The organism is Candidatus Nitrososphaera evergladensis SR1 (assembly GCF_000730285.1).
GTDB classification, from domain to species: Archaea; Thermoproteota; Nitrososphaeria; order Nitrososphaerales; family Nitrososphaeraceae; genus Nitrososphaera; species Nitrososphaera evergladensis.
Genome location: NZ_CP007174.1, coordinates 1,750,793 through 1,769,044, shown reverse-complemented (window position 1 = coordinate 1,769,044; position 18,252 = coordinate 1,750,793). Strand labels below are relative to the sequence as shown.

General features: G+C 49.5%; 23 protein-coding genes and 2 tRNA genes. 16 read left to right on the top strand and 9 right to left on the bottom strand.

The window, feature by feature from the left end; translation table 11 throughout:
• Nucleotides 1-23 precede the first annotated feature (23 nt).
• Nucleotides 24-935 carry a formyltetrahydrofolate deformylase gene (locus NTE_RS09645; RefSeq protein WP_148700828.1) on the bottom strand — a complete coding sequence of 304 codons (912 nt, stop codon included), beginning with the start codon at nucleotides 933-935 and terminating at the stop codon, nucleotides 24-26.
• 131 nt (nucleotides 936-1,066) lie between these two features.
• Here NTE_RS09645 and NTE_RS09640 point away from each other — a divergent pair, with 131 nt between their 5' ends.
• The 3 genes from NTE_RS09640 to NTE_RS09630 all read left to right on the top strand — a co-directional run bounded on the left by NTE_RS09640 (nucleotide 1,067) and on the right by NTE_RS09630 (nucleotide 2,595).
• The gene (locus NTE_RS09640) at nucleotides 1,067-1,879 is read left to right on the top strand and encodes a hypothetical protein (protein ID WP_148700827.1); all 813 of its coding nucleotides are present in this window, start codon (nucleotides 1,067-1,069) and stop codon (nucleotides 1,877-1,879) included.
• Nucleotides 1,880-2,027: 148 nt separating this feature from the next.
• Nucleotides 2,028-2,219 (top strand): hypothetical protein, encoded by a 192-nt coding sequence (locus tag NTE_RS09635; RefSeq protein ID WP_148700826.1) that lies wholly within the window; start codon nucleotides 2,028-2,030, stop codon nucleotides 2,217-2,219.
• A 178-nt stretch (nucleotides 2,220-2,397) separates the two neighbouring features.
• Nucleotides 2,398-2,595 (top strand): hypothetical protein, encoded by a 198-nt coding sequence (locus NTE_RS09630; RefSeq protein WP_148700825.1) that lies wholly within the window; start codon nucleotides 2,398-2,400, stop codon nucleotides 2,593-2,595.
• A 46-nt stretch (nucleotides 2,596-2,641) separates the two neighbouring features.
• On the opposite strand, the gene NTE_RS09625 is transcribed toward NTE_RS09630, so the two are convergent.
• The 3 genes from NTE_RS09625 to NTE_RS09615 form a co-directional block, all read right to left on the bottom strand.
• Nucleotides 2,642-4,465 (bottom strand): sensor histidine kinase, encoded by a 1,824-nt coding sequence (locus tag NTE_RS09625; protein ID WP_148700824.1) that lies wholly within the window; start codon nucleotides 4,463-4,465, stop codon nucleotides 2,642-2,644.
• A 106-nt stretch (nucleotides 4,466-4,571) separates the two neighbouring features.
• Nucleotides 4,572-5,012: a hypothetical protein gene (locus NTE_RS09620; RefSeq protein WP_148700823.1), complete on the bottom strand. Its 441-nt coding sequence runs from the start codon at nucleotides 5,010-5,012 to the stop codon at nucleotides 4,572-4,574.
• 52 nt (nucleotides 5,013-5,064) lie between these two features.
• The gene (locus NTE_RS09615) at nucleotides 5,065-5,364 is read right to left on the bottom strand and encodes a winged helix-turn-helix domain-containing protein (protein ID WP_148700822.1); all 300 of its coding nucleotides are present in this window, start codon (nucleotides 5,362-5,364) and stop codon (nucleotides 5,065-5,067) included.
• Between the two features lie 243 nt (nucleotides 5,365-5,607).
• On the opposite strand from NTE_RS09615, the gene NTE_RS09610 reads away from it, so the two are divergent.
• From NTE_RS09610 to NTE_RS09575, 8 genes are all read left to right on the top strand, one after another.
• Complete coding sequence (locus tag NTE_RS09610; protein ID WP_148700821.1) at nucleotides 5,608-6,003, top strand: hypothetical protein; 396 nt, start codon at nucleotides 5,608-5,610, stop codon at nucleotides 6,001-6,003.
• Between the two features lie 11 nt (nucleotides 6,004-6,014).
• Complete coding sequence (locus NTE_RS09605) at nucleotides 6,015-6,434, top strand: type II toxin-antitoxin system RatA family toxin (protein WP_148700820.1); 420 nt, start codon at nucleotides 6,015-6,017, stop codon at nucleotides 6,432-6,434.
• A complete protein-coding gene (locus NTE_RS09600; RefSeq protein WP_148700819.1) occupies nucleotides 6,415-6,870 on the top strand; it encodes a hypothetical protein in 456 nt (151 codons plus the stop codon). Before NTE_RS09605 ends, NTE_RS09600 begins: the two co-directional genes overlap by 20 nt.
• The gene (locus NTE_RS09595; protein WP_148700818.1) at nucleotides 6,867-7,274 is read left to right on the top strand and encodes an SHOCT domain-containing protein; all 408 of its coding nucleotides are present in this window, start codon (nucleotides 6,867-6,869) and stop codon (nucleotides 7,272-7,274) included. Before NTE_RS09600 ends, NTE_RS09595 begins: the two co-directional genes overlap by 4 nt.
• Nucleotides 7,258-7,629: a winged helix-turn-helix transcriptional regulator gene (locus NTE_RS09590; protein ID WP_158385379.1), complete on the top strand. Its 372-nt coding sequence runs from the start codon at nucleotides 7,258-7,260 to the stop codon at nucleotides 7,627-7,629. Before NTE_RS09595 ends, NTE_RS09590 begins: the two co-directional genes overlap by 17 nt.
• Nucleotides 7,630-7,711: 82 nt before the next feature.
• The gene (locus NTE_RS09585; RefSeq protein WP_148700816.1) at nucleotides 7,712-8,938 is read left to right on the top strand and encodes a glycosyltransferase; all 1,227 of its coding nucleotides are present in this window, start codon (nucleotides 7,712-7,714) and stop codon (nucleotides 8,936-8,938) included.
• Nucleotides 8,939-9,022: 84 nt separating this feature from the next.
• A complete protein-coding gene (locus tag NTE_RS09580) occupies nucleotides 9,023-10,033 on the top strand; it encodes a glycosyltransferase family protein (RefSeq protein WP_148700815.1) in 1,011 nt (336 codons plus the stop codon).
• Nucleotides 10,030-10,863, top strand: a complete 834-nt coding sequence (locus NTE_RS09575) for a class I SAM-dependent DNA methyltransferase (RefSeq protein WP_148700814.1) — start codon at nucleotides 10,030-10,032, stop codon at nucleotides 10,861-10,863. The genes NTE_RS09580 and NTE_RS09575 overlap by 4 nt, the downstream gene beginning before the upstream one ends.
• A 25-nt stretch (nucleotides 10,864-10,888) precedes the next feature.
• Here the strand turns inward: NTE_RS09575 and wecB are convergent, their stop codons facing one another.
• A complete protein-coding gene (gene wecB / locus NTE_RS09570) occupies nucleotides 10,889-12,010 on the bottom strand; it encodes a non-hydrolyzing UDP-N-acetylglucosamine 2-epimerase (protein WP_148700813.1) in 1,122 nt (373 codons plus the stop codon).
• A 192-nt stretch (nucleotides 12,011-12,202) separates the two neighbouring features.
• On the opposite strand from wecB, the gene NTE_RS09565 reads away from it, so the two are divergent.
• Together NTE_RS09565 and NTE_RS16640 are read left to right on the top strand one after the other, a co-directional pair.
• Entirely contained in the window at nucleotides 12,203-12,535 is a 333-nt protein-coding gene (locus tag NTE_RS09565) for a hypothetical protein (RefSeq protein WP_148700812.1), read from the top strand.
• A gap of 221 nt (nucleotides 12,536-12,756) precedes the next feature.
• On the top strand, nucleotides 12,757-12,918 hold the full coding sequence (locus NTE_RS16640; protein ID WP_158385376.1) for a hypothetical protein: 162 nt from the start codon (nucleotides 12,757-12,759) through the stop codon (nucleotides 12,916-12,918).
• A 23-nt stretch (nucleotides 12,919-12,941) separates the two neighbouring features.
• Here NTE_RS16640 and NTE_RS09560 read toward each other — a convergent pair whose 3' ends face one another.
• Together NTE_RS09560 and NTE_RS16635 are read right to left on the bottom strand one after the other, a co-directional pair.
• Nucleotides 12,942-13,337 carry a hypothetical protein gene (locus NTE_RS09560; RefSeq protein ID WP_226986940.1) on the bottom strand — a complete coding sequence of 132 codons (396 nt, stop codon included), beginning with the start codon at nucleotides 13,335-13,337 and terminating at the stop codon, nucleotides 12,942-12,944.
• 115 nt (nucleotides 13,338-13,452) lie between these two features.
• Nucleotides 13,453-13,593: a hypothetical protein gene (locus tag NTE_RS16635; protein ID WP_158385374.1), complete on the bottom strand. Its 141-nt coding sequence runs from the start codon at nucleotides 13,591-13,593 to the stop codon at nucleotides 13,453-13,455.
• A 431-nt stretch (nucleotides 13,594-14,024) separates the two neighbouring features.
• Between NTE_RS16635 and NTE_RS09555 the strand changes: the two genes are divergently transcribed.
• On the top strand, nucleotides 14,025-14,609 hold the full coding sequence (locus tag NTE_RS09555) for a pyruvoyl-dependent arginine decarboxylase (protein ID WP_226986939.1): 585 nt from the start codon (nucleotides 14,025-14,027) through the stop codon (nucleotides 14,607-14,609).
• Between the two features lie 648 nt (nucleotides 14,610-15,257).
• Nucleotides 15,258-15,518: a hypothetical protein gene (locus tag NTE_RS09550; protein WP_148700811.1), complete on the top strand. Its 261-nt coding sequence runs from the start codon at nucleotides 15,258-15,260 to the stop codon at nucleotides 15,516-15,518.
• Nucleotides 15,519-15,716: 198 nt separating this feature from the next.
• On the opposite strand, the gene NTE_RS09545 is transcribed toward NTE_RS09550, so the two are convergent.
• A tRNA-Leu gene (locus NTE_RS09545) sits at nucleotides 15,717-15,839 on the bottom strand.
• Between the two features lie 87 nt (nucleotides 15,840-15,926).
• Between NTE_RS09545 and NTE_RS09540 the strand changes: the two genes are divergently transcribed.
• Nucleotides 15,927-16,000: transfer RNA gene (locus NTE_RS09540), tRNA-Thr, on the top strand.
• 1,519 nt (nucleotides 16,001-17,519) lie between these two features.
• Here NTE_RS09540 and NTE_RS09535 read toward each other — a convergent pair.
• Nucleotides 17,520-17,690, bottom strand: coding sequence for a DUF1059 domain-containing protein (locus tag NTE_RS09535; protein WP_148700810.1), 171 nt, complete (start codon nucleotides 17,688-17,690; stop codon nucleotides 17,520-17,522).
• Nucleotides 17,691-18,252 lie beyond the last annotated feature (562 nt).

The following is an 18,252-nucleotide window of genomic DNA, read 5'->3' as shown; positions in this document are numbered from 1 at the left end:
TAGCTAAAAGCACTATGCCGGCGTTAAGAACTTGTCGTCGTTGTTGCCTTGCCTTTGGGCGACTTGTGTACGAGGACCTTGCCCCAGTACACCTCAAGGCGGTCCTCAAGGTACAGCCTGACTGCCTCAAAGAGCGTCGCTGCCTCCAGCTCCCGGCCCTTTTTCCGTATGGTCTCCAGCGTGTCGCTGTCTGACACCTTGAATGATTCTTGGCAGATTATCGGACCCTGGTCTAGGTCTTCTGTGACAAAATGCGCCGTGCACCCCACTATCTTGGCGCCCCTCTCGTACGCCTGGACGTACGCGTAGGCGCCGGGGAAAGCCGGCAAAAGCGACGGGTGTATGTTGATTATGCGGTTTGGGTAGCGCCAGACAAAGTTTGGCGTGAGGATGCGCATGTAGCGCGCAAGCACTATCAGGTCGACGTTGTATTTTTCGATGAGGTCAAGGATGTTTCGCTCCGCCTCTGCCTGGTCTGTGTGGGATACAGAATGGAACGGGATCCCGGCCTCGTCGGCGACCGGCTTGAGCGATGGCTCGCTTCCAATCACGACCGCAAGGTTGGCCTTTATCTCGCCCTTTTTGCGGCCCGCAAGTATCCTGTTGATGCAGTGAGGCTCCTTGCTGACAAGGATTGCCACGTTTCTCAGCCTGTCAGGTTCCTGGTAATGGACCTTGATTTCCATCTGGAGCCTCTTGGCAAGGTCCTTGAGGCCGTCGTCAAGCTCCTTTCTCTTGGCCCGCGCAAATGATGCTTCCAGCTGCATCCCAAAGAGGCCGCGCACCACGTTCTGGTTTATCTTCTCGATGTTGCCGCCGTTCTGGAAGATAAAGTTGGTGATGTCGGCCACCACACCCTTGCGGTCCTTCCCGACTACCGTGACTTCGATTATCGTCTTGTTTCCTGCAGCGGAAGAAGAAGAGGCGGCAACCATTCAAGACAGTAGCGTCTTGACATGATAAATAAATCTTGCACATAATATGCACACGAACAAGCTCGTACAGGTGAACAAACAGGCACTTTTTACCATATACGAGGTGTGACTCTACTGGAGAAAGTACGCATATGGTCGAGATGGACAGAATCCACGAGTCTCTGCTGGATGCAGGATACAAGCCCCGCGCAATGGTTAGCGACTTGGTGTATGACGCCATAATCAGGGCATTTGAGCTCCTCGGAGAGTCGTGCGCCGGCCTCCTCATCAACCACCTGTCGGTAATATACAGGCTCCCAAGGCACATAGTGCTGACAAGGTATGATCTGGTATCCAAGGCAATAAGCCAGACATTTGGATACGGATCAGAGGTGTTCATGCACGAGATCAGGGCGAACCTGCTAAGGAGCCTCCCGCACCTTGACCATTCCCTTTCGACGATAGAAATAATCCGCCAAGCCCACAAGCTTGAGGCGCTAAGGTTCGTCCGCAACTTGCGAAACGGCTATGCGGTCTTTATCCACAATAACTATAGCAGCAAGCAAGAGATACTGGACTCATTTTTCAAGCCGGTAAACGCCGGCAGGCTGATAAATAATAATACCACTACTACCACAGCAACGGACGGCTTTGGATCAGCGATAATCAAGTATGACAGAGACGGCAACATAACTGCGGGCGGCCGGACCTATTGCAATCTGGTGTTTTGCAAGCATCATTACTACTACCATCCATCAAAAGACCAAGCGACGCAGAGCCGCTACGTGCGCAGGGGGACAGCAGCGGGCAGCAACAATGGACGGAGCAGGTCTTTTCTTTGCGCTTACAGCGCCGACCAAGCCAGCAAGGACTTTACAAACATAGTGCTTGCGCACGACCATGTCATAACGGACCAGCCCTTTATCGTATATTCCAAGTCAGGGCATACACATGCACTCGCATAGCACAATCAACAAGCAGCGGCTATGGTGGTGCTCGATACACAAGTGCCACCTTATGACAAGAAGGACTGCCTGCAAAAAATTTCATCGTTCTGCCTGCGTGCAAGAATGCACCATTGCAGAGCCACGTGATCAGAGTTGAGCTAACGACATGGCCCGCCACCTATCTGACAAAAAGGAAAGGATTGCAGATGCCTACGACAAACTCGGAACGCTTGGAGTAAATGTCCAAGCCATAAGAAAGATGAACCTTTCGGCAGATCAACTGGAGGACATCTACCACGGCATAGCATCCCTTGCGGAAAAACACCGCACGTTGTTTGGCAAGGGCTGTGGTGGATAGTCGGACGGATTTTTTCCTGCCATCGCAAGAGCGAGTGTGTTCCTGATACATCATCCTTAAATAATGGTAGGGTGAATTGAGCCTGTTGTACGTCGAGGCTTGCATAAAGGCAAGTACTTTTGAGGTTCCCTAGCCAATGCATTTTCCACGCGCCAAAACCCCAAAACTTTGAGCAGACATGAGGCCACCACAGAAACCCCAAAAGCAGCAGACGCCAAAGAGCTCAAGAAAGGATTATGACTATAACAAGCCAATAGGCAAGTGCGTCGTCTGCTACACCCTCTCCGGCTGGCACTGCTACGAGTGCGGAAACGACTTTTGCCAGGCCCATTACCACGAGCACAAAGACCGCAACCAGTGCAAACCGATGAACTAAAAAGCATATGTTATTTTGCGCGCACGCGTGATTGTGTGCATATGCGTTATTGTGCCAGCGGAAGCGTAAAGTAGAACGTCGCGCCGCCTGCACCGTCTGCGTTGTTTTCAGCCCACATGGTGCCGCCATGCGCTTCTACGATGCTCTTTGATATGTACAGGCCAAGGCCGGTGCCGCTATCCGACTTGGTCGCAAACTTTTGGAACAGCCGGGGCATTATTTCAGGATCAATCCCCTTGCCAGTGTCCCTGACTGCGACGGTGACTTTGCCAGCGGCGGCATCCTTTGTAACGCTGACTGTCACCGTGCCCTGCTTTGTGAACTTTATCGCATTGCCCAGAAGGTTTGAAAGGACCTGCATGATCCTAGTCTTGTCCAGGTTCATCGGCACGTCTGTCATGTCATAAACTATTGCAGACCCGGCCTTGTCCTCCAGCTGGGCGCGGTAATCCTCCACCGTGGCGTACACCACCTCGCCTAGGTTTGCCGGCTCTTTTGCCAGCTTGAAGGTGTTGTTCTCTATCCTTGCAAGGTCAAGCACGTTCTGCACCAGCCGCTGGAGCTTCTTGGCGTTTCTTGCTATCATGCGCACGTCAGAGCGCTTGCCCAGCTCGTCCTCAAGCTCTTCTGCCGCCATCAGTATCGGAGTGATGGGCGTGCGAAGCTCATGCGCGGCGATGTTGAGGAACTCGTCCTTCATCCTGTCCAGCTGCTTCAGGTCCTCGTTTGCCTTTTCCAGCTCTTTTTTCTGCTGCGTTATGAGCGTGTTTGACGCCTGCAGCTCGCTTGTGCGCCTGCGCACCTCCCTGTCAAGGCTGGCGGCGCGGTTTACAAAAACTGCCAGTATGATGACAGACACTGACGTGCCGGCAAGTATGGAAAACGCCTGGAGCCTCTGCGCGACAAGCACCTGGTTTATCTCTTTGTAAAAAAACGATACCGGCGTGGTCACCAGCAGGTAATAGACAGGAGCGTTGTTACTGGCGGCGGCGCCCTCAGTCACGGGCACGCCCACCGTCAGCATCTCCTCGCCGTCGACTCTGTACAGCACCCGCTGCGGATTCGTGTCTCCTCGCAATCCTGCGTCCACTGCGTTTCTTAGATCCTCGCTTTCGCCGCCAACGGTATTGAGACCCTGCTCCGATGAGAAGAACTGCTGATGCAGCAGCGACTCGTCGGAGCTTAGGACAAATTTTCCGTCAAGGTCAAGCACGCTCAAGGCCTGCGCCTCCGGGAGATTCTGCCCCACATCTTGCGCGACTGGGCCGGCGGGCAGGAACTGGACAAGCTGGCCCCGGTACTGGCCGTGTTGCACAAGCGGATGGGTCATCACCAAAAGATCGATATTATTATTGCCAGGCGCGTGCTCGCCCGTAAAGACGGGCGCAAGCGCATCCTTTGTCTTTTGAACCCATGAGTACTGCGAAAGGTTGTTCCCCACGTTCCACCCATAGTAGCCGGATTTGCCGCTGCCATTATTATTACCGCCACCGCCAAGCCAGACGATGGCCCCGTCCTTGTCAAGCATGGCCGCAAGGCCGCTATGCAGCCTGTCCACGTACAGCGACTCTATCTGATCAAGTCGCGCAGACAGCTGCGCAGAGTCGCCGATCTCTTCAATCTCAGACGCCATGACCCGGAATTTTGTAGTCGCAAGTTCCACGGACGACTCTAGACGGTTGGCGATGCCTTCCGTAATGACCACCTGGTTGTCCTTGCTGCGCTCAAACTGTATGCCGCGGATCTGAAATTCGGCAGACGTCTCTAGGTAAAAGAACAGGCCATAGGACATGACAATTATCGCAACTATTATGGCAAATCCGGTCCGCGCGCTTGCAAAAATTGAGTCACGCTTACCCTGCAGGGTCACTTCTTTGCGTAAGAATGCGTCTTTGGTTTTTATACCTTATTAGCTAGTTTTGCCGCCGCCAACGGCTGCGTAGCCGGGAATTGGAGCAGCAGAGAAGCTGCTATAGCTATCTGTTATTGTCTCTGCCTTCTTCCCTTTCTTCGTCATCATCCTTTTCAAAGTCCAGCTTGTCTTCGATCTTTTTCTGAAGCTCCTTGTAGGTCTCGTATTTCTTGGTCCACTTTGACAGTATGAACCACTGCCTTATGCCAAGCACCAGCCACACAAGGACGACCACGGTTATTAACAGGCGCACCGCATCAAACGCAGGGCTAAAGGTTGGCGGGCCGCCGCCAACGCCATCATGCCACCACCACCCGCCTCCTCTGCCCCCAATGGGACCGAACGTGGCAAATATGGCGACGATTGACACCGGCACTATCACGATGATGGTGATTATCATCATGATGAACATCCTTTTGGTCTTGTTCAGCTGGTAGATTATCTCGTCCATTATCCGAAATGGGCTGTCACGAGATTCATCGTCCCTGCCCGGCGGTGCCGTCACGAGCTACATGCCCCCATTGCGTTATAAAAAATGCTGGTAACAAAGTTACCTGTCATTGTGACTTGCCACCGCTCTCCCTTGGAAACAGGGCCTCGTACGGCTCCAATATCTCATTCAATATTGCCCTGCCCTTTTCTGACAGCTTGTACTTTATTATCGTCTTGTTGCCCCACAATTCTTCAAACCTTGTCAGCAGACCTTTTTCCACCATGTCGTCGATTATTACCCTGTGCTTGACGTTGTTAAGCCCGCAGTAGCTCATCAGTTTGCTCTGGTTAAGCTCGCCGTATTCTGACAGTTTCAGCATGATGTCTTTGCGGATGTAGATCCTGTCGCGGTATTCGTGAACCAATTTAACCAGGTTTTCCGGATTTGGCGATAGTAGTAGCGGTCAATACAGGATTATTGTTAACAGAATTAGCAAATTTTTTGCCATCAGCAAGAAGAAGCGGCATGACCATCATTAATATAGCACCACTATTGTAGCTCAATCTTACTAAAAGGGCTTTTTGGCGGAAGTAGATTAAGGGTGTGGTAACTAAGTTACGTGTCTTTGGTTGACAACCGTTAAAATAATTCCCATGCATGTTTGTTTATGGCAAACGCAAGACTTGTAATCGGATTGATACTGGCGGCGGCTACTTTTGCACTGGCCCTGACCAACACCTTGGGCGGCCTGCTGGCAGTTGAGGCAGTATTGAGAAACGTGGCGCTGATTGGCACGATGACCATCCCATTGGCCGCAGCGGCATTTATAGTGGGCTGGAACCAGAGGTCGGTTTTGATGGCAGGACTGCTTGCCGCAAGCGGCATCGCAGTCATCATACCTGCCACGATAGCGACGGGGTTCTTTGCCTTCATCGTAGTTCCCGGCCCAATTCTGGGAGTGATCTATGGGCTTGGGATACTCGGGCTTGGCATTGCAAAGGGCATAAAGAGTGCGAGGGCGATGCCGCCGTCATCACCATCGGCGGCGACTGCTGCGAGGTGACATATTGCGCCATGACGACAATAAACGCCAGCCGCAAAGTGCAGGCGCCCCTTGACAGGGTGTGGGAAATAATTGCAGACGTTGACAGCGAGCCAAAGTACTACCCAGGGCTCAATTCCGTCAGAAACATCAGTACAAACGGCAACGTAATCGAAAGAGAGGTGACGGTGGGCTTTAGGAACTCGCACGGAAAGCAGACCGTGATGCTGAACCCCAAGAGGTCAGTAGAGGTGATCATGAGAGAAGGCGTCATGACGGGCAAAAGGACGGTCACGCTGACCCCTCTTGACGGAGGCACGGCGACAAAGATAGACATCTCTTGGGACATTGAGGTGCCCGGAGTCCCTGTGCTGTTCAGGGGCAACGTGAAAAACAACATCGCCAAGGGGACAGAGGAGGCGCTAGAGAGGATTGCCAGAGCAACGCAGTAGTAGTAACGTTGTACCCGGTGCGCCCAGGTACGGGATAGCAGCTGGTCTTGCTATCCACCTGACAGGATTTGCGCTTGGGGTCATCAGCATAGGGCTGGTTCTGGGAGGTGTCATCAGTATAGAATCGGGCTTGGCGACTCTGACTCCTTTTGCAGACGCTCTTTACGGACTTGGGCTTGTCGCAGTAGTCGCAGTCGCAGCCAGGGCTGGCGTGCCGATGAAATATCTGCTTGTAGCAGGGGCGGTAATCGGAGTAGGCCTCTTTTACAAGTCAGCACCGCACGAGATTCACATGGCTTCCGGCATCGGGTTTGGGCTTTCACATAACGGCCATATAGTGGTGGGGACGATTCTGATAACCATTTCCGTTGTGGCACTTGCAGTACTGGCGTTTGTACACAATAGGTCAAAGCAGCAGGAGGAGAGGATGGCATGAGCTACCAAGGACCAAATCGCATCAGGCAGATTGCAGGCTGGAGCATAATAGGAGTGATAGCGGCAGTGGTAATGACAATAGCATCGATTGCGATATACTCCTACCTTGTCCCACGGCCGCCGGGAGCCTTTTATTACCCATTCTTTCCGTTCCACTTTGGCTGGCTCGGCGGCATTTTCCTGATATTTGCAGGCCTGTGGATAGCAAGGTGGCTGCTCTGGCCCTGGAGGAGGGGATGGGGAGGCTATTATTACTACTACCCACGGCAGCAGGGAGCAGACGCGGTGTCGATTGTCAGGGAGAGGTACGCAAGGGGCGAGATCACAAAAGAGCAGTTTGAGCAGATGCTGTGCGATTTGCGAGGGCAAGATGGAGCGCAGAGTACACATGAGCATCGTCCTTGACAAAAGCAGCGGCGGATTTGCAGGCGCCACAGGCATCGCAAGGGTGCTTGGCAAAAAATGGGCCCTTTTGATCCTTGAAAACATCAGTGCAAGAGAAGCGGCGCGTTTTGACGACCTAAAGCGCGCCCTTGAAGGAATCAGCAGCACGGTACTGTCAGAGCGCCTGAAAGAGCTGGAACACGAGAGCCTAGTGGTCAAAAAGATCTACAAAAGGCCGCCAAAGATTGAATACAAGCTTTCAGACAGTGCAAGAGAGCTTCAATCCATTATGGATGAAATTGGCAGGTGGCAGGTCAGGTGGAAAAGAGAGAAAAACCTCCTGAAAGGGGGCGAGGGCAAAATGCAATTACTTTAAAGAGTTTCGGGCCGCAAACGGATTGCCTGTGAAACTCATTTTAGATTTAGATCGCTACCTATAGCGGGTAAACACACAGCATATGAGGATACTGCACCTTTCTCACGACGGCCTGCCGGATTGGCGGGTTGAAAAATCTGCACTAACCTCGTCAAAGCAAGGTTACGAAGTATTTTTTGCAGGAAAAAAAATCGCTGACGGATATGATGCGACAAAAGTATTCAGCCAGGCATACGAGATAAACTGGACGGCAAAGGCGCTCTGCGGAATGCCATACTACTGGCATTCGGTAAGGAACCAGCTTGCCAAGGTCATCAAACAAGTCAGGCCGGACATGGTCCACGCCCACAACCTCTTTTCGGCAAAGCTTGTGCAGGACCTGGGAGAGCGTTTTGTATACGATGACCACGAGTCATGGTCAAAGCATTCCCTCCTCCTAAGCGAAATGGAAGAGGCAGTACAACAACAAGAGGCGCAGCAATACGTCAGCAATGCAAGCAGCGGCGGTAGCTTGGTGCATTCCATCATGTCCATGGCGGCGCGAACCAAGAGGAGCGCCGTAAACCGCCGTACGACTGGCTTGTGGGCAAAGTGGGAAAAGGAGGTGCTAGATTCATCGGCAGCCACTATCACTGTTTCAAACAGAATCGCAAAAGAGCTCAGGCTTGCTTCTGGAAGCGGCAGCAGTTCAAGGATTGTCGTTGTACCGAACTATCCGACAAAACAAGAGACCAGCGATCTGGAGAAACCCAGGTACCTTGACAGGCTGTCCTCCGTCTATTCCGGAAGCGACGGCCAGAGCAATGGCAGCAGGAGGCTGCCCAACCGCAACATGGATGGCCTATACGACTTGTTCAACAATGATAGCTCAAGCAGCAACAAAAACACAGGAACCTTGACAATACTCGGCTGGCAGGGAACAACTACCGATCCTTCCTCAAGGGTTGAATTTGCAGGCTTTCTCTCGAGGAAAGAAATGTTCAAGGAAATGTCAAACCATTCGATAGGACTATTGCCGTGGAAGCGGCACTGGTCTCATTACTTTGTCAATCCAAACAAGGTCTATGAATATGCCCATGCGGGCCTTCATGTAATGTGCACTTCGTCATTTGACACGGTGATTGAAACATTTCAAGGAAACTGCACGACTTTTGACGACTACAAGGACCTGGCGTCGCAGCTGGAATACTACGACGAAAACATGGAAGAGCTATACAAAAAGAGGGTCAAGACGTACGAATTTGCGCACAGCAACTTGGTATGGGAGAATTTCGAGCCCGAAATACTGAGGGCCTACCAACTGAGCTAGCTGGTATGCGTATGTACGCGTGTGTTGATAATAATATGATAGGAGAGTCTTGCTTGCGGCAAAGGCGATCAGGGTCGTAAAAAAATGTTGAACATACTGCACGTCTGGGACCAGGCAGGCGTGGCCTGCGTCCTGGCAAAATACCAGAGAATACAAGGGTGCCAGTCCAAAGTCGTGATAACAAGCAATGCAGACAAGTTTGGAATCTATGACTTTTACAGCGGCGGCAACAATAGTGGTGGTGGCGATGATGATGACAGTAATATTGTCGACGTCATTGCCAGACCGGAAGAGTTCACCGAAACGTGCCTGAAAAAGGCGGAAAAAGCAGACGTAATTCACGTCCACAGCAGAGCCGAGATGGTCCCCATCCTGCGCAAGAGGTTTGGCAATTCAAGAATCATCGTCCTCCATTACCACGGAACGGACATCCGGGGATTGAAGAAGAAATACAACCTTCCGCACAGGTCGATTGCTTCTGACATTGCCGTTGCGGCAATCTATACGGCAAGAAGGATAAGGAACAGGAACACAAATCCGCAAGCGCAGAAAATGGCTGACTTGGTTGTCGTAGCGACTCCCGACCTTCTGGAACGCGCGCCTCCTTCATTGGTGTACGTTTCAAATCCAGTAGACGTGGATCACTTTCGGCCTGCCATGAAAACCTCTTCTGCGGGCAAGAGCACAGGCCAGAATGATGATAATAATAGTACAAAAGCCCTCACATTCAACACCGAGACTGCCGATTTGCAGCTGGTTATGCAGCATTTTGAAAAAACCAGGCTGCCTTACGAATTGGAGGTGTATGACAGGACAAAGGACCCAATCAAATACCAGGACATGCCGGCTTTTCTGAGAAAATACGGGGCGTATGTCGATATAAGATACGTAAACGGCAAGGTCTTGGAAAACCTGAGCAAGACCGCGCTTGAAGCCCTTGCGTGCGGCTTGAAAGTAATAGACTACCAGGCAAACATACACACCCGGCTGCCGCCAGAGCACGATCCGCACAACGTCGCGTCAAGGTTTGTCGACATCTATCACGGCCTGCTAGAGAACAGCAGGGGCGCAAGGAGGAGGCTGCAGCAGGTATGAAAAACTCAGAGACAAGGGGATACTGGGAAGAGAGGCTTGCAAAGAATTTCGACCTTTCCGGCGTGGGTTTTTCGTCTCTTGGCAAGAACTACAACAGATGGATGTACAGGGTCCGCAGGCACGTCTTGCTCAAAACGCTAGGCAAGCTTGATTATGATTATCATCGCCACCTTGGCAGAACCACAAAGATACTAGACATCGGAGTCGGGACTGGCTTTTACATTGATTTCTGGAAGAAATTGTATCAAGGCAAGGCGGCGGCAGTTGACGGAGTTGACATCACTGCCGTCGCAGTTGAAAGAATGAAAAAGAAATACCCCGATTCGCAGTTTTACGTTGCAGACATTGGCGAGAGCAACGTGCTGGAAATGTTTGGCAAGAAAACGTACAACATCATATCTGCGTTTGACGTGCTTTTCCACATCACCAACGATGAAAAGTACAAGCGGGCGATACAGAACATTTACTCCCTTCTGGAGCCGGCAGGGATCTTTGTCCTGTCGGAAAACTTTGTGCATTCCAACTTGTCAAGAGCCGAGTTTCAGGTAAACAGGTCAAAAGAGCATATCGAAAGGCTGCTTGAAGATACGGGGTTTCAGATAATCGAGCGAACGCCCATGTTTGTTCTGATGAACGCCCCTGTCAACTCGGATTCAAAGATGAGAAAGCGTTGCTGGAGGGTGCTTACAAGGCTTGTCAGCCAGGGCGAGTCAATGGGATTTGCAGTAGGCGCCGCAACATACCCCATAGAATGCCTGCTTTTGTCGGTGACTGACAAGGGACCGTCAACTGAGCTCATCATTTGCAAAAAAGCACAAGAGCAAAAATGATGAGAGGTGGCTTTTCTCAGAAGAATCAAGGCTTGCGACGTTCTGGTTTTTCTTGATCTTGCAGTAGCATGGACACAATCCTGTCTCTAACAATTGCAGAGGTTTTGCCCTGCCCAAATACGGCTTGGGGTTTTTTTCTTGCGGGCATCCATTTCTGGACTGCCTCGGCTATCGCCCGTGCATCGCTGCTGCCTACAAGTTTGTTCCACCCCAGGCTGACTGTTTCGACCCATTCAGTGTTTTGGCGGACAGTGATGCAGGGAACCTTCAAAAGGAAAGCTTCCTTTTGGACGCCGCCTGAATCAGTGACTATCTTGCTTGCGTCGTGCGCCAGCCTGACAAAGTCGACGTATCCAAGAGGCTTTATCAGCTTTAGATTTTGACAGCGCGAAATAGCAGCAAGCTGGTGACTGTCCTTGATGGCTTGTAGCGTACGTGGGTGTATCGGAAACACTATTGTCGTGTCCTTGAGCGCCTCTATCGCCTTGATTATTGTGGCCAGGTTATGCGGCGATGCGGTAGTGTTTTCCACCCTGTGGATTGTCAAAAGGACGTACGACTTGTACTCCAAGGATAACCTGTCAAGGACGTCTGACTTGGCGCCCGCCTTGACCGCTTCATCAACAATTTCCACCGACAAGTCGCCGCTGTAGATTATGCGGCCCTGGACTGATTCTTTGCGCAGGTTGCCTACTGCCATACGCGTTGATGCAAACAAATAATCGCTGATGTGGTCTGTCAGGACCCTGTTTGTTTCTTCAGGCATACGCTTGTCAAAGCTTCGTAGTCCCGATTCAACATGGGCCAGCCTTGTTCTTGATCCAACAGCGGCCAGCGCCCCTGCCAGCGTAGAGTTGGTGTCGCCGTAGACCAGTACCAGATCAAAACTTGAGCGCAGTAGCTCTTTTTCGATCCTCTTTATCATCTCCCCTGTTTGATATCCAGGAGTGCCGGAGCCCACTTGCAGGTTGATGTCTGGTTTTGGAAGCTTGAACTCTTTGAAAAATATCTCCGACATCTCAAAGTCATAGTGCTGGCCGGTGTGGATAATCGTGTGCTCGATTTCAGGGTTCTTGGAAAGCGCCTTGTGGACCGGGGCCAGCTTGATAAAATTGGGACGGGCCCCCACGATAGATGCTATTTTCAATCTATTTCAGGAAAAAGATAGTCAGAAGCAGTATTATTATTTGTCACCAAATCGCCTAGGATAACAGAGGGCTTGCAGCAGAGTGACAATCCCTTTACCATCTCTGCACAATAAAGAATAAGGTCAAAAGCTGGTTTTGCAGGCCACAAAGAAAAAGCCCTATTATCCCGATTGCGTGAAAAAAGGCTGCAAATGAGTTCTTCAGGAATGGACGACATCTTGCCAGCAGAAAAGATCGCGTTCATAGCATACAACGTCGGCGTGTACGAGTCGGTCCAGAAATTCGGCAGCCTCATAACGTCGGGCAAGATAAGCGGAGCTACCGACGCGGCCAAAGTGGCAGAGCTTTTGGCTGAAACCGGAGCCTTTTATGATTCAGAGATGATATCGCAGCTGATAAATTCAATGATAAGGTCGCGGGGCAGAACAGGCGAAACCTCAACTACTATTGGAAGCATCACCGCAGCCAACGTAGAGTATGTCATGAAGCAACTAAAGGTGGCCGGAGTGTCGCTGGGAAGGTAACACGACATACAGAGAAAAAATATTTTGTACGAGCGCCATGAGGGAGTCCTATTTATTTTGAAAAGCATTGCGTACACAAAAGGACTAACAGCATCGTCTACAACTACGCTTGTATTTGTAGTCCGCTGGAAACACACACGCACAGACATATATACGCAAGAGAAATACGCACAAAGCTCTGATCCCAATGTGATAAATATCATCAAGTGGAGTTTACCGGCATGAGCAAAGATGTGAATGAAGGCGGGATTGGGACCGAAGAGGCCAAGGACCTAGAGCTAGATGAGGAGGCAAGGCCTGTAAGGAAGGCAGGCAATACGCCAGTTCCAGAGGCAGCCGAGACGGATCAGAAAAAGCGAAAGGGCACAAGAAAGGTAGAGTAGTGGCACCTAAAGCGTTTCTAATATTACTCGGCTATTTCATCCCTATACGTCACGACAGCCAAAATCTCGTCAAAACTGCCATGTTGGCCAGACGGATAATGCCGCGGTCCAGCAAATGTTTGCGTGGTAATCCTAGCCGAAGTCATCTCATCGACATTCACCCGACGCCACCCGGGAATGTTGCCAGAAGAACTTTGGCCTCCTATTTGGTATACCAGCAGCTGCTTTCTGCCGTTATGTATTCCATAAACATGGGGTTCTGCGATCCTGTCGTGGTTATGGTAGCTAAATTCAATTATGTTTTTGCTCACAATCGCCGCTCTAATTATCTCATCTATGCTGTGATACACATATGCCATCAAGTATGTACATTGGTCAAAATGATGTATAACAAATGCTGCCGTTAATGCCTGTTCCAATATATTTAAAAGACTTGCAACGCAGGGACTGCAGCATGTTCATGGTACGGGATGGAGTCAAGTGAATCCTTTCTTTCTATATTAATTAGCTTTTTTGAAATACTTGGAATCAATATCAGGCTGCGGCGTCTTCGTTTGTATGAAGAACGGCCTGCTCTTCTTCTTTCTTGAGGTGTTCTCGAAGCGATTCCACGGAATCAAATACCATCCCGCATTGCGGACAACTTGTAACGTCAGCAGCAGCGTCAGATGACATGTGTGTGCGCTTTTGCTCCTCCTTCTACTGCTTGTATTATCCCGCGGATATCTTAAAAGACTTGAGCTTGAAAACAAGCGTACGCAATTTGCCCATGCCGGTATATGACTTCACAAAAATCCAATGCACAAACGACGACTAAAAACCGCCAGAAATTCTCTTAAATGATAACTGTGAAGGACTTTTAACCGTGTGCGAAAATGGCACGAAGCAAGTTTAGGCTTGCGAAATGCCACTATTAGCGCATGGAAAACCCTCGCAGGGCAGGTGAGAGGAACTGCATCTGCAAAGGTGCAGGGATCTCGCCGAGCCTGCAGGGGAAAAAAACTTTTTGTCAATTTTGGCAGATCAGGCTTGAATCGCGGCGCATATACAGGCAAGAAGAGGAGGATAGCATACACGCTAATTAGATCATTTTGTCAAACTATGATATGGAATCAAGCAGCAACATGCCGGTTGCCAGTCCCCTGCTGTACGTACCAAAGATGATGTTTTTTACAAAAGGAAAGGGCATCCACAAAGACAATCTTACAAGTTTCGAGCTGGCATTACGAGATGCCGAAATTGCCGACCTCAACCTGGTCGCCGTCTCTAGCATAAAGCCGCCTCACTGCAAGATCACCAGCACAAAAGAAGGAAGAACCCACCTGCGTCCCGGCCAGATAGTATTTACAATCATGGCCCGCTCGGCCACAAACGAACCAAACCGGTTGATTGCAGCATCGATCGGACTTGCAATGCCTGCTGATGACAGCCAGTACGGGTACCTGTCAGAACACCACTCAACAGGCGAAACTGCGCAAAAAGCCGGAGATTATGCAGAGGACATGGCCATGGAGATGCTTGCCACCACGCTTGGGCTGCCCAACGACCCTAGCCTTACGTGGGACCAGAAGGAGGAACAGTGGAAGCTTTCAGGCAAGATCTACAAGACGCAGAATTTCACCCAGTCTGCAGAGGGCAACAAAGACGGTTTATGGACTACGGTAGTAAGCGCTGCCGTTCTGATCCTGTAAGAGATTTTTTTGTCAATCCGTTTACACATCATTCTTTTTAGTTTACATGATTCTGACTGTGATGTGCTATGAGTAGCAAGAGGCACAAGAGAGCGGAGATATGGAATATACATACGTGCTACTTGGAATCTGCGACAAAATCAAATTGAATGATTGCAGCTCAGTGCAATAATAATAGCTCATTGTAATCGCGAATCTTTTATTCGATAATGCAGCCTATTAGTTAGCATAATCGTTACTGCCATAGAGACGACGGCGACACCCTACACCATGCACACATACACGTATGTACCGACACCAGAAGTAGACTACAGGGTCAGGCTCGGGCTGGTTTGTGAGCAACGGCTTGCAATTTGCGCCAGCCACCCCTGACCCTTGATCGCATCACATGCAGATTTTTGTGTAAAACAAATTGTGATTGGCAACGGCGCCGCTACTGGCAGTAGACCATAAAAGGCAAAAACCTTTGTGATCGTCATGCGCAAATTCCCATTGCACATATCACGAAATGTAACACAAGTAAAAAACAACAGACAACAATTTTGTTCTTTTTCTTACCTGCAATTGCACGCTAACTTGTTTAAGCAGATTTCCTGCTAATCTCGTACCGTGACTAATTAAAGAAATGAAGTGGAAGAGGAGCGTACCATGCCATCATCAGAACGCGACAGGGGCAGCAAGAGGGGTTTGGCCTCTGCAGACGCACAAACAAGAAAGAGGGTAGCGCGTGCTGGCGGAGAAGCGCCGCATGAGGAAAGAGGACTGCAGGCTGCAGATGAACAAACAAGAGAAAGAGTAGCAAGAGAAGGGGGCCAGGCTTCTCACGGCGGTGGCAGTAGTAATGAGGGAAGCCAAGGCGGCTCTGAGAAGCGCGGCTATGCGTCCAGGTCAGAAGAAGAAAGCGCATAGCAAGCAAAGGCGGGCAGCATTAGACAGTGGCGTAAAAAGAAGAGCGCGCTTTACCTTCTCACTTTTTTTGTATTTTACATACAGGCAGATAGTAGCGTTTTAGCGCATCTTTGATATACAAGCAAAATCTTGTCCGTCAAAGTGGGACAATTTTAAGCCTAGATTTGAAAGGGTTCAAACATGAAGCAATGAAAAAAGTGCGGGGGGTGGGATTTGAACCCACGGACCCCTGAGGGACGGGATAACCCATTGTGAGATCTTAAGTCCCGCGTCTCCAAGACTGCATCTTTCTTCTATTTGGCCGGGCTCTACAACCCCCGCGCACAGCCGAAAAAAGCTCTGTCACTAATTAAATCTTGGCGGTATCTTCGATACCTTAATCAAACCCTCGTGTTTTTTGAACGTTGAGCCTTGGTAGCTCAGCCTGGTAGAGCGTTACCTTGGTAAGGTAGAGGTCACGGGTCCAAATCCCGTCCAAGGCTCTTTTCCTATACACACGCATATCATTATGCCAGCGTGCTTGACATTATATTGTGCTGAAAAAATCGCCAGACACCGGGCAGATCAAAAGGTCCAGTGTCACTTGAAAGGTGCACATATACGCGTATTGTGGAATTTCATTGCGCCATCCCGACCTGCCATCTCGTATTTGTATACGCGTGTAAAATTCTCTACTAAGTCCATTCCTCATTATCTAATATTCTGGGACTGCGAGTTTTACGGCCGTAGAGAAAGACAAATGGGCAATCAAGATCTTTTGGTCATAGGCATACTGGTGGCAATTGCTGGCAGTCTCTTTGCTATTTACAAGATAAGCTCGAAGAGAAACATGGAATAGTCTAGTCTGATATTCTTTTTGTACATATGGCCCCGCCGGATGCCAAAGAGCATTATAGGTGGGTCCGACGAGGCCGCCCACATTTGAGAGTAAACTAGGATTATCTGCCTATCATAAAACCATCAGGTATACACAGCAAACAGATGCAAAAAAAACAGACAGATGATGCCCGCTGCAACAATAGCAACAAGAAATATGATAAGAGAAAAGAATCGATGCAAGGGAACCCACGTTTTTGATGCAGAAATGATTGCACTGTACCCCTAACTGTTTTAATTACTCATGCAGATACTGAGCGCATCTTACCCCACTACAGTTAGGTCGAACGAGATCAGGGATAACTGGTCAAGGTGTGGTTCATTGCCGCCTTGGTCGCCCTGATCTGGTGGAATTGGCACATAATGCTACATATGCCTTCACCACAAGTTCGATCGGAAGACACATACGCAAATGATCATAAAAATGCAATATAGAATGAAGTTAGAAATCTGAAAAAAGCAGTAAGACAGATTACAATGTTGGCTTTAGATAACGTTCTGAATCAGAAAAATGACAAATGATAACACAGATCGGGATTCAAGCAAATCTCATTTTAATTAGAGTGAAGAAAATTACGGCAGATGAAGATCGATTATTCATCAAACACATTTTGTAGCGTATGCGAGGTGTTAAGACCGCTCAACACGGTCTACTGTCCCACCTGCGGCAAAAGGGTACGTACCCACGGAATTCATGATAAAGAGAGACAGTCTCATGCTATCTAAGCCCGTCTGCACGTATACACACAATTATCGATAACTGTTTAATAATTTAATTCAAAGTATCCGAATCTGTTTTAGTTCATTATGTGGCAATAATGTCATAGTCGAAGCAAGCCAAAGAAGCTGCCAAGATTGCCTCAGACGAACGGTCAGGGCGGGGCCATGGTGGGAATTCATTTTGCCCATCTGGCGCTCCCTGACCAATATGATATCGAATTTGTCCGTGTTAGCCATCAAAAACTGCGGCATTCATTTCAACATAGCAAATGGCAGCGTATGCGCTAAAGGCCCCTACCGACATCTGCCAAAACTTGCAGACGTATAAAAGAAAGCGTCAAAAACTAAGCGAAATTAACAGATACGCAGAGATTTTTGCTCCTTACAAAAAAGGGAAAAAAATCTCTAGTGAATGTTTGCACGGATTTTGTTTTGTAAATCCTCGGTGATTTCTTCTGGCTTCATGCCGTGGTCCCTTTGTGCGTGCGCTGCGGCTTGCTGCATGATTTCTTGCTCCGAGTTACCCTTTGCCACAAAGTCGCAGTTAAACCCGACGTCTCTACATTTCATTTCCATGGCATCTTTACGAGCGCGTTTACTTTAAGCGTGATCTAATCTGCTTCCAGTTGATCAAACACCTGTGCAAGTTATAGAATATCAGCATGTATGTTTCCTAAATCACGCACACATGATTGAACGTAGTCATTTAATAAAGAACCAAAAGTGCGGAGTAGACCAGCATGTCAAATGCAACAAGAAACGTCCAAGAGCTTCTTTAGGGCAAAAGGGCGTCCCTGAAAGGCCTACTCCGCAGTTATACCTGTACAACGGCAGAATATATCAGCATATATCTTGGCGCGACGCATAAATGGGCAACACATAGCACGAGGCATTATTGAAAAATCAATCGGGATCAGGACGGGTCGGAACAGACGTTTTGATTAGACGGAACGGACTGGACCGGCCAGAGCCTGACCCCGGCGCAGTTCCTTACGGATTCAAGGGGCTGCAAGCTCCCCTAGGATCTCTTGGAGTTTGTCAATAATAAGATTATCGTGTACTAAAAACATTTTAGCACTTGCAGGCGCGATCCAGATGATGCGGCCAGGCGCTTATAAGCAGGCTAGCAATCAAAGAA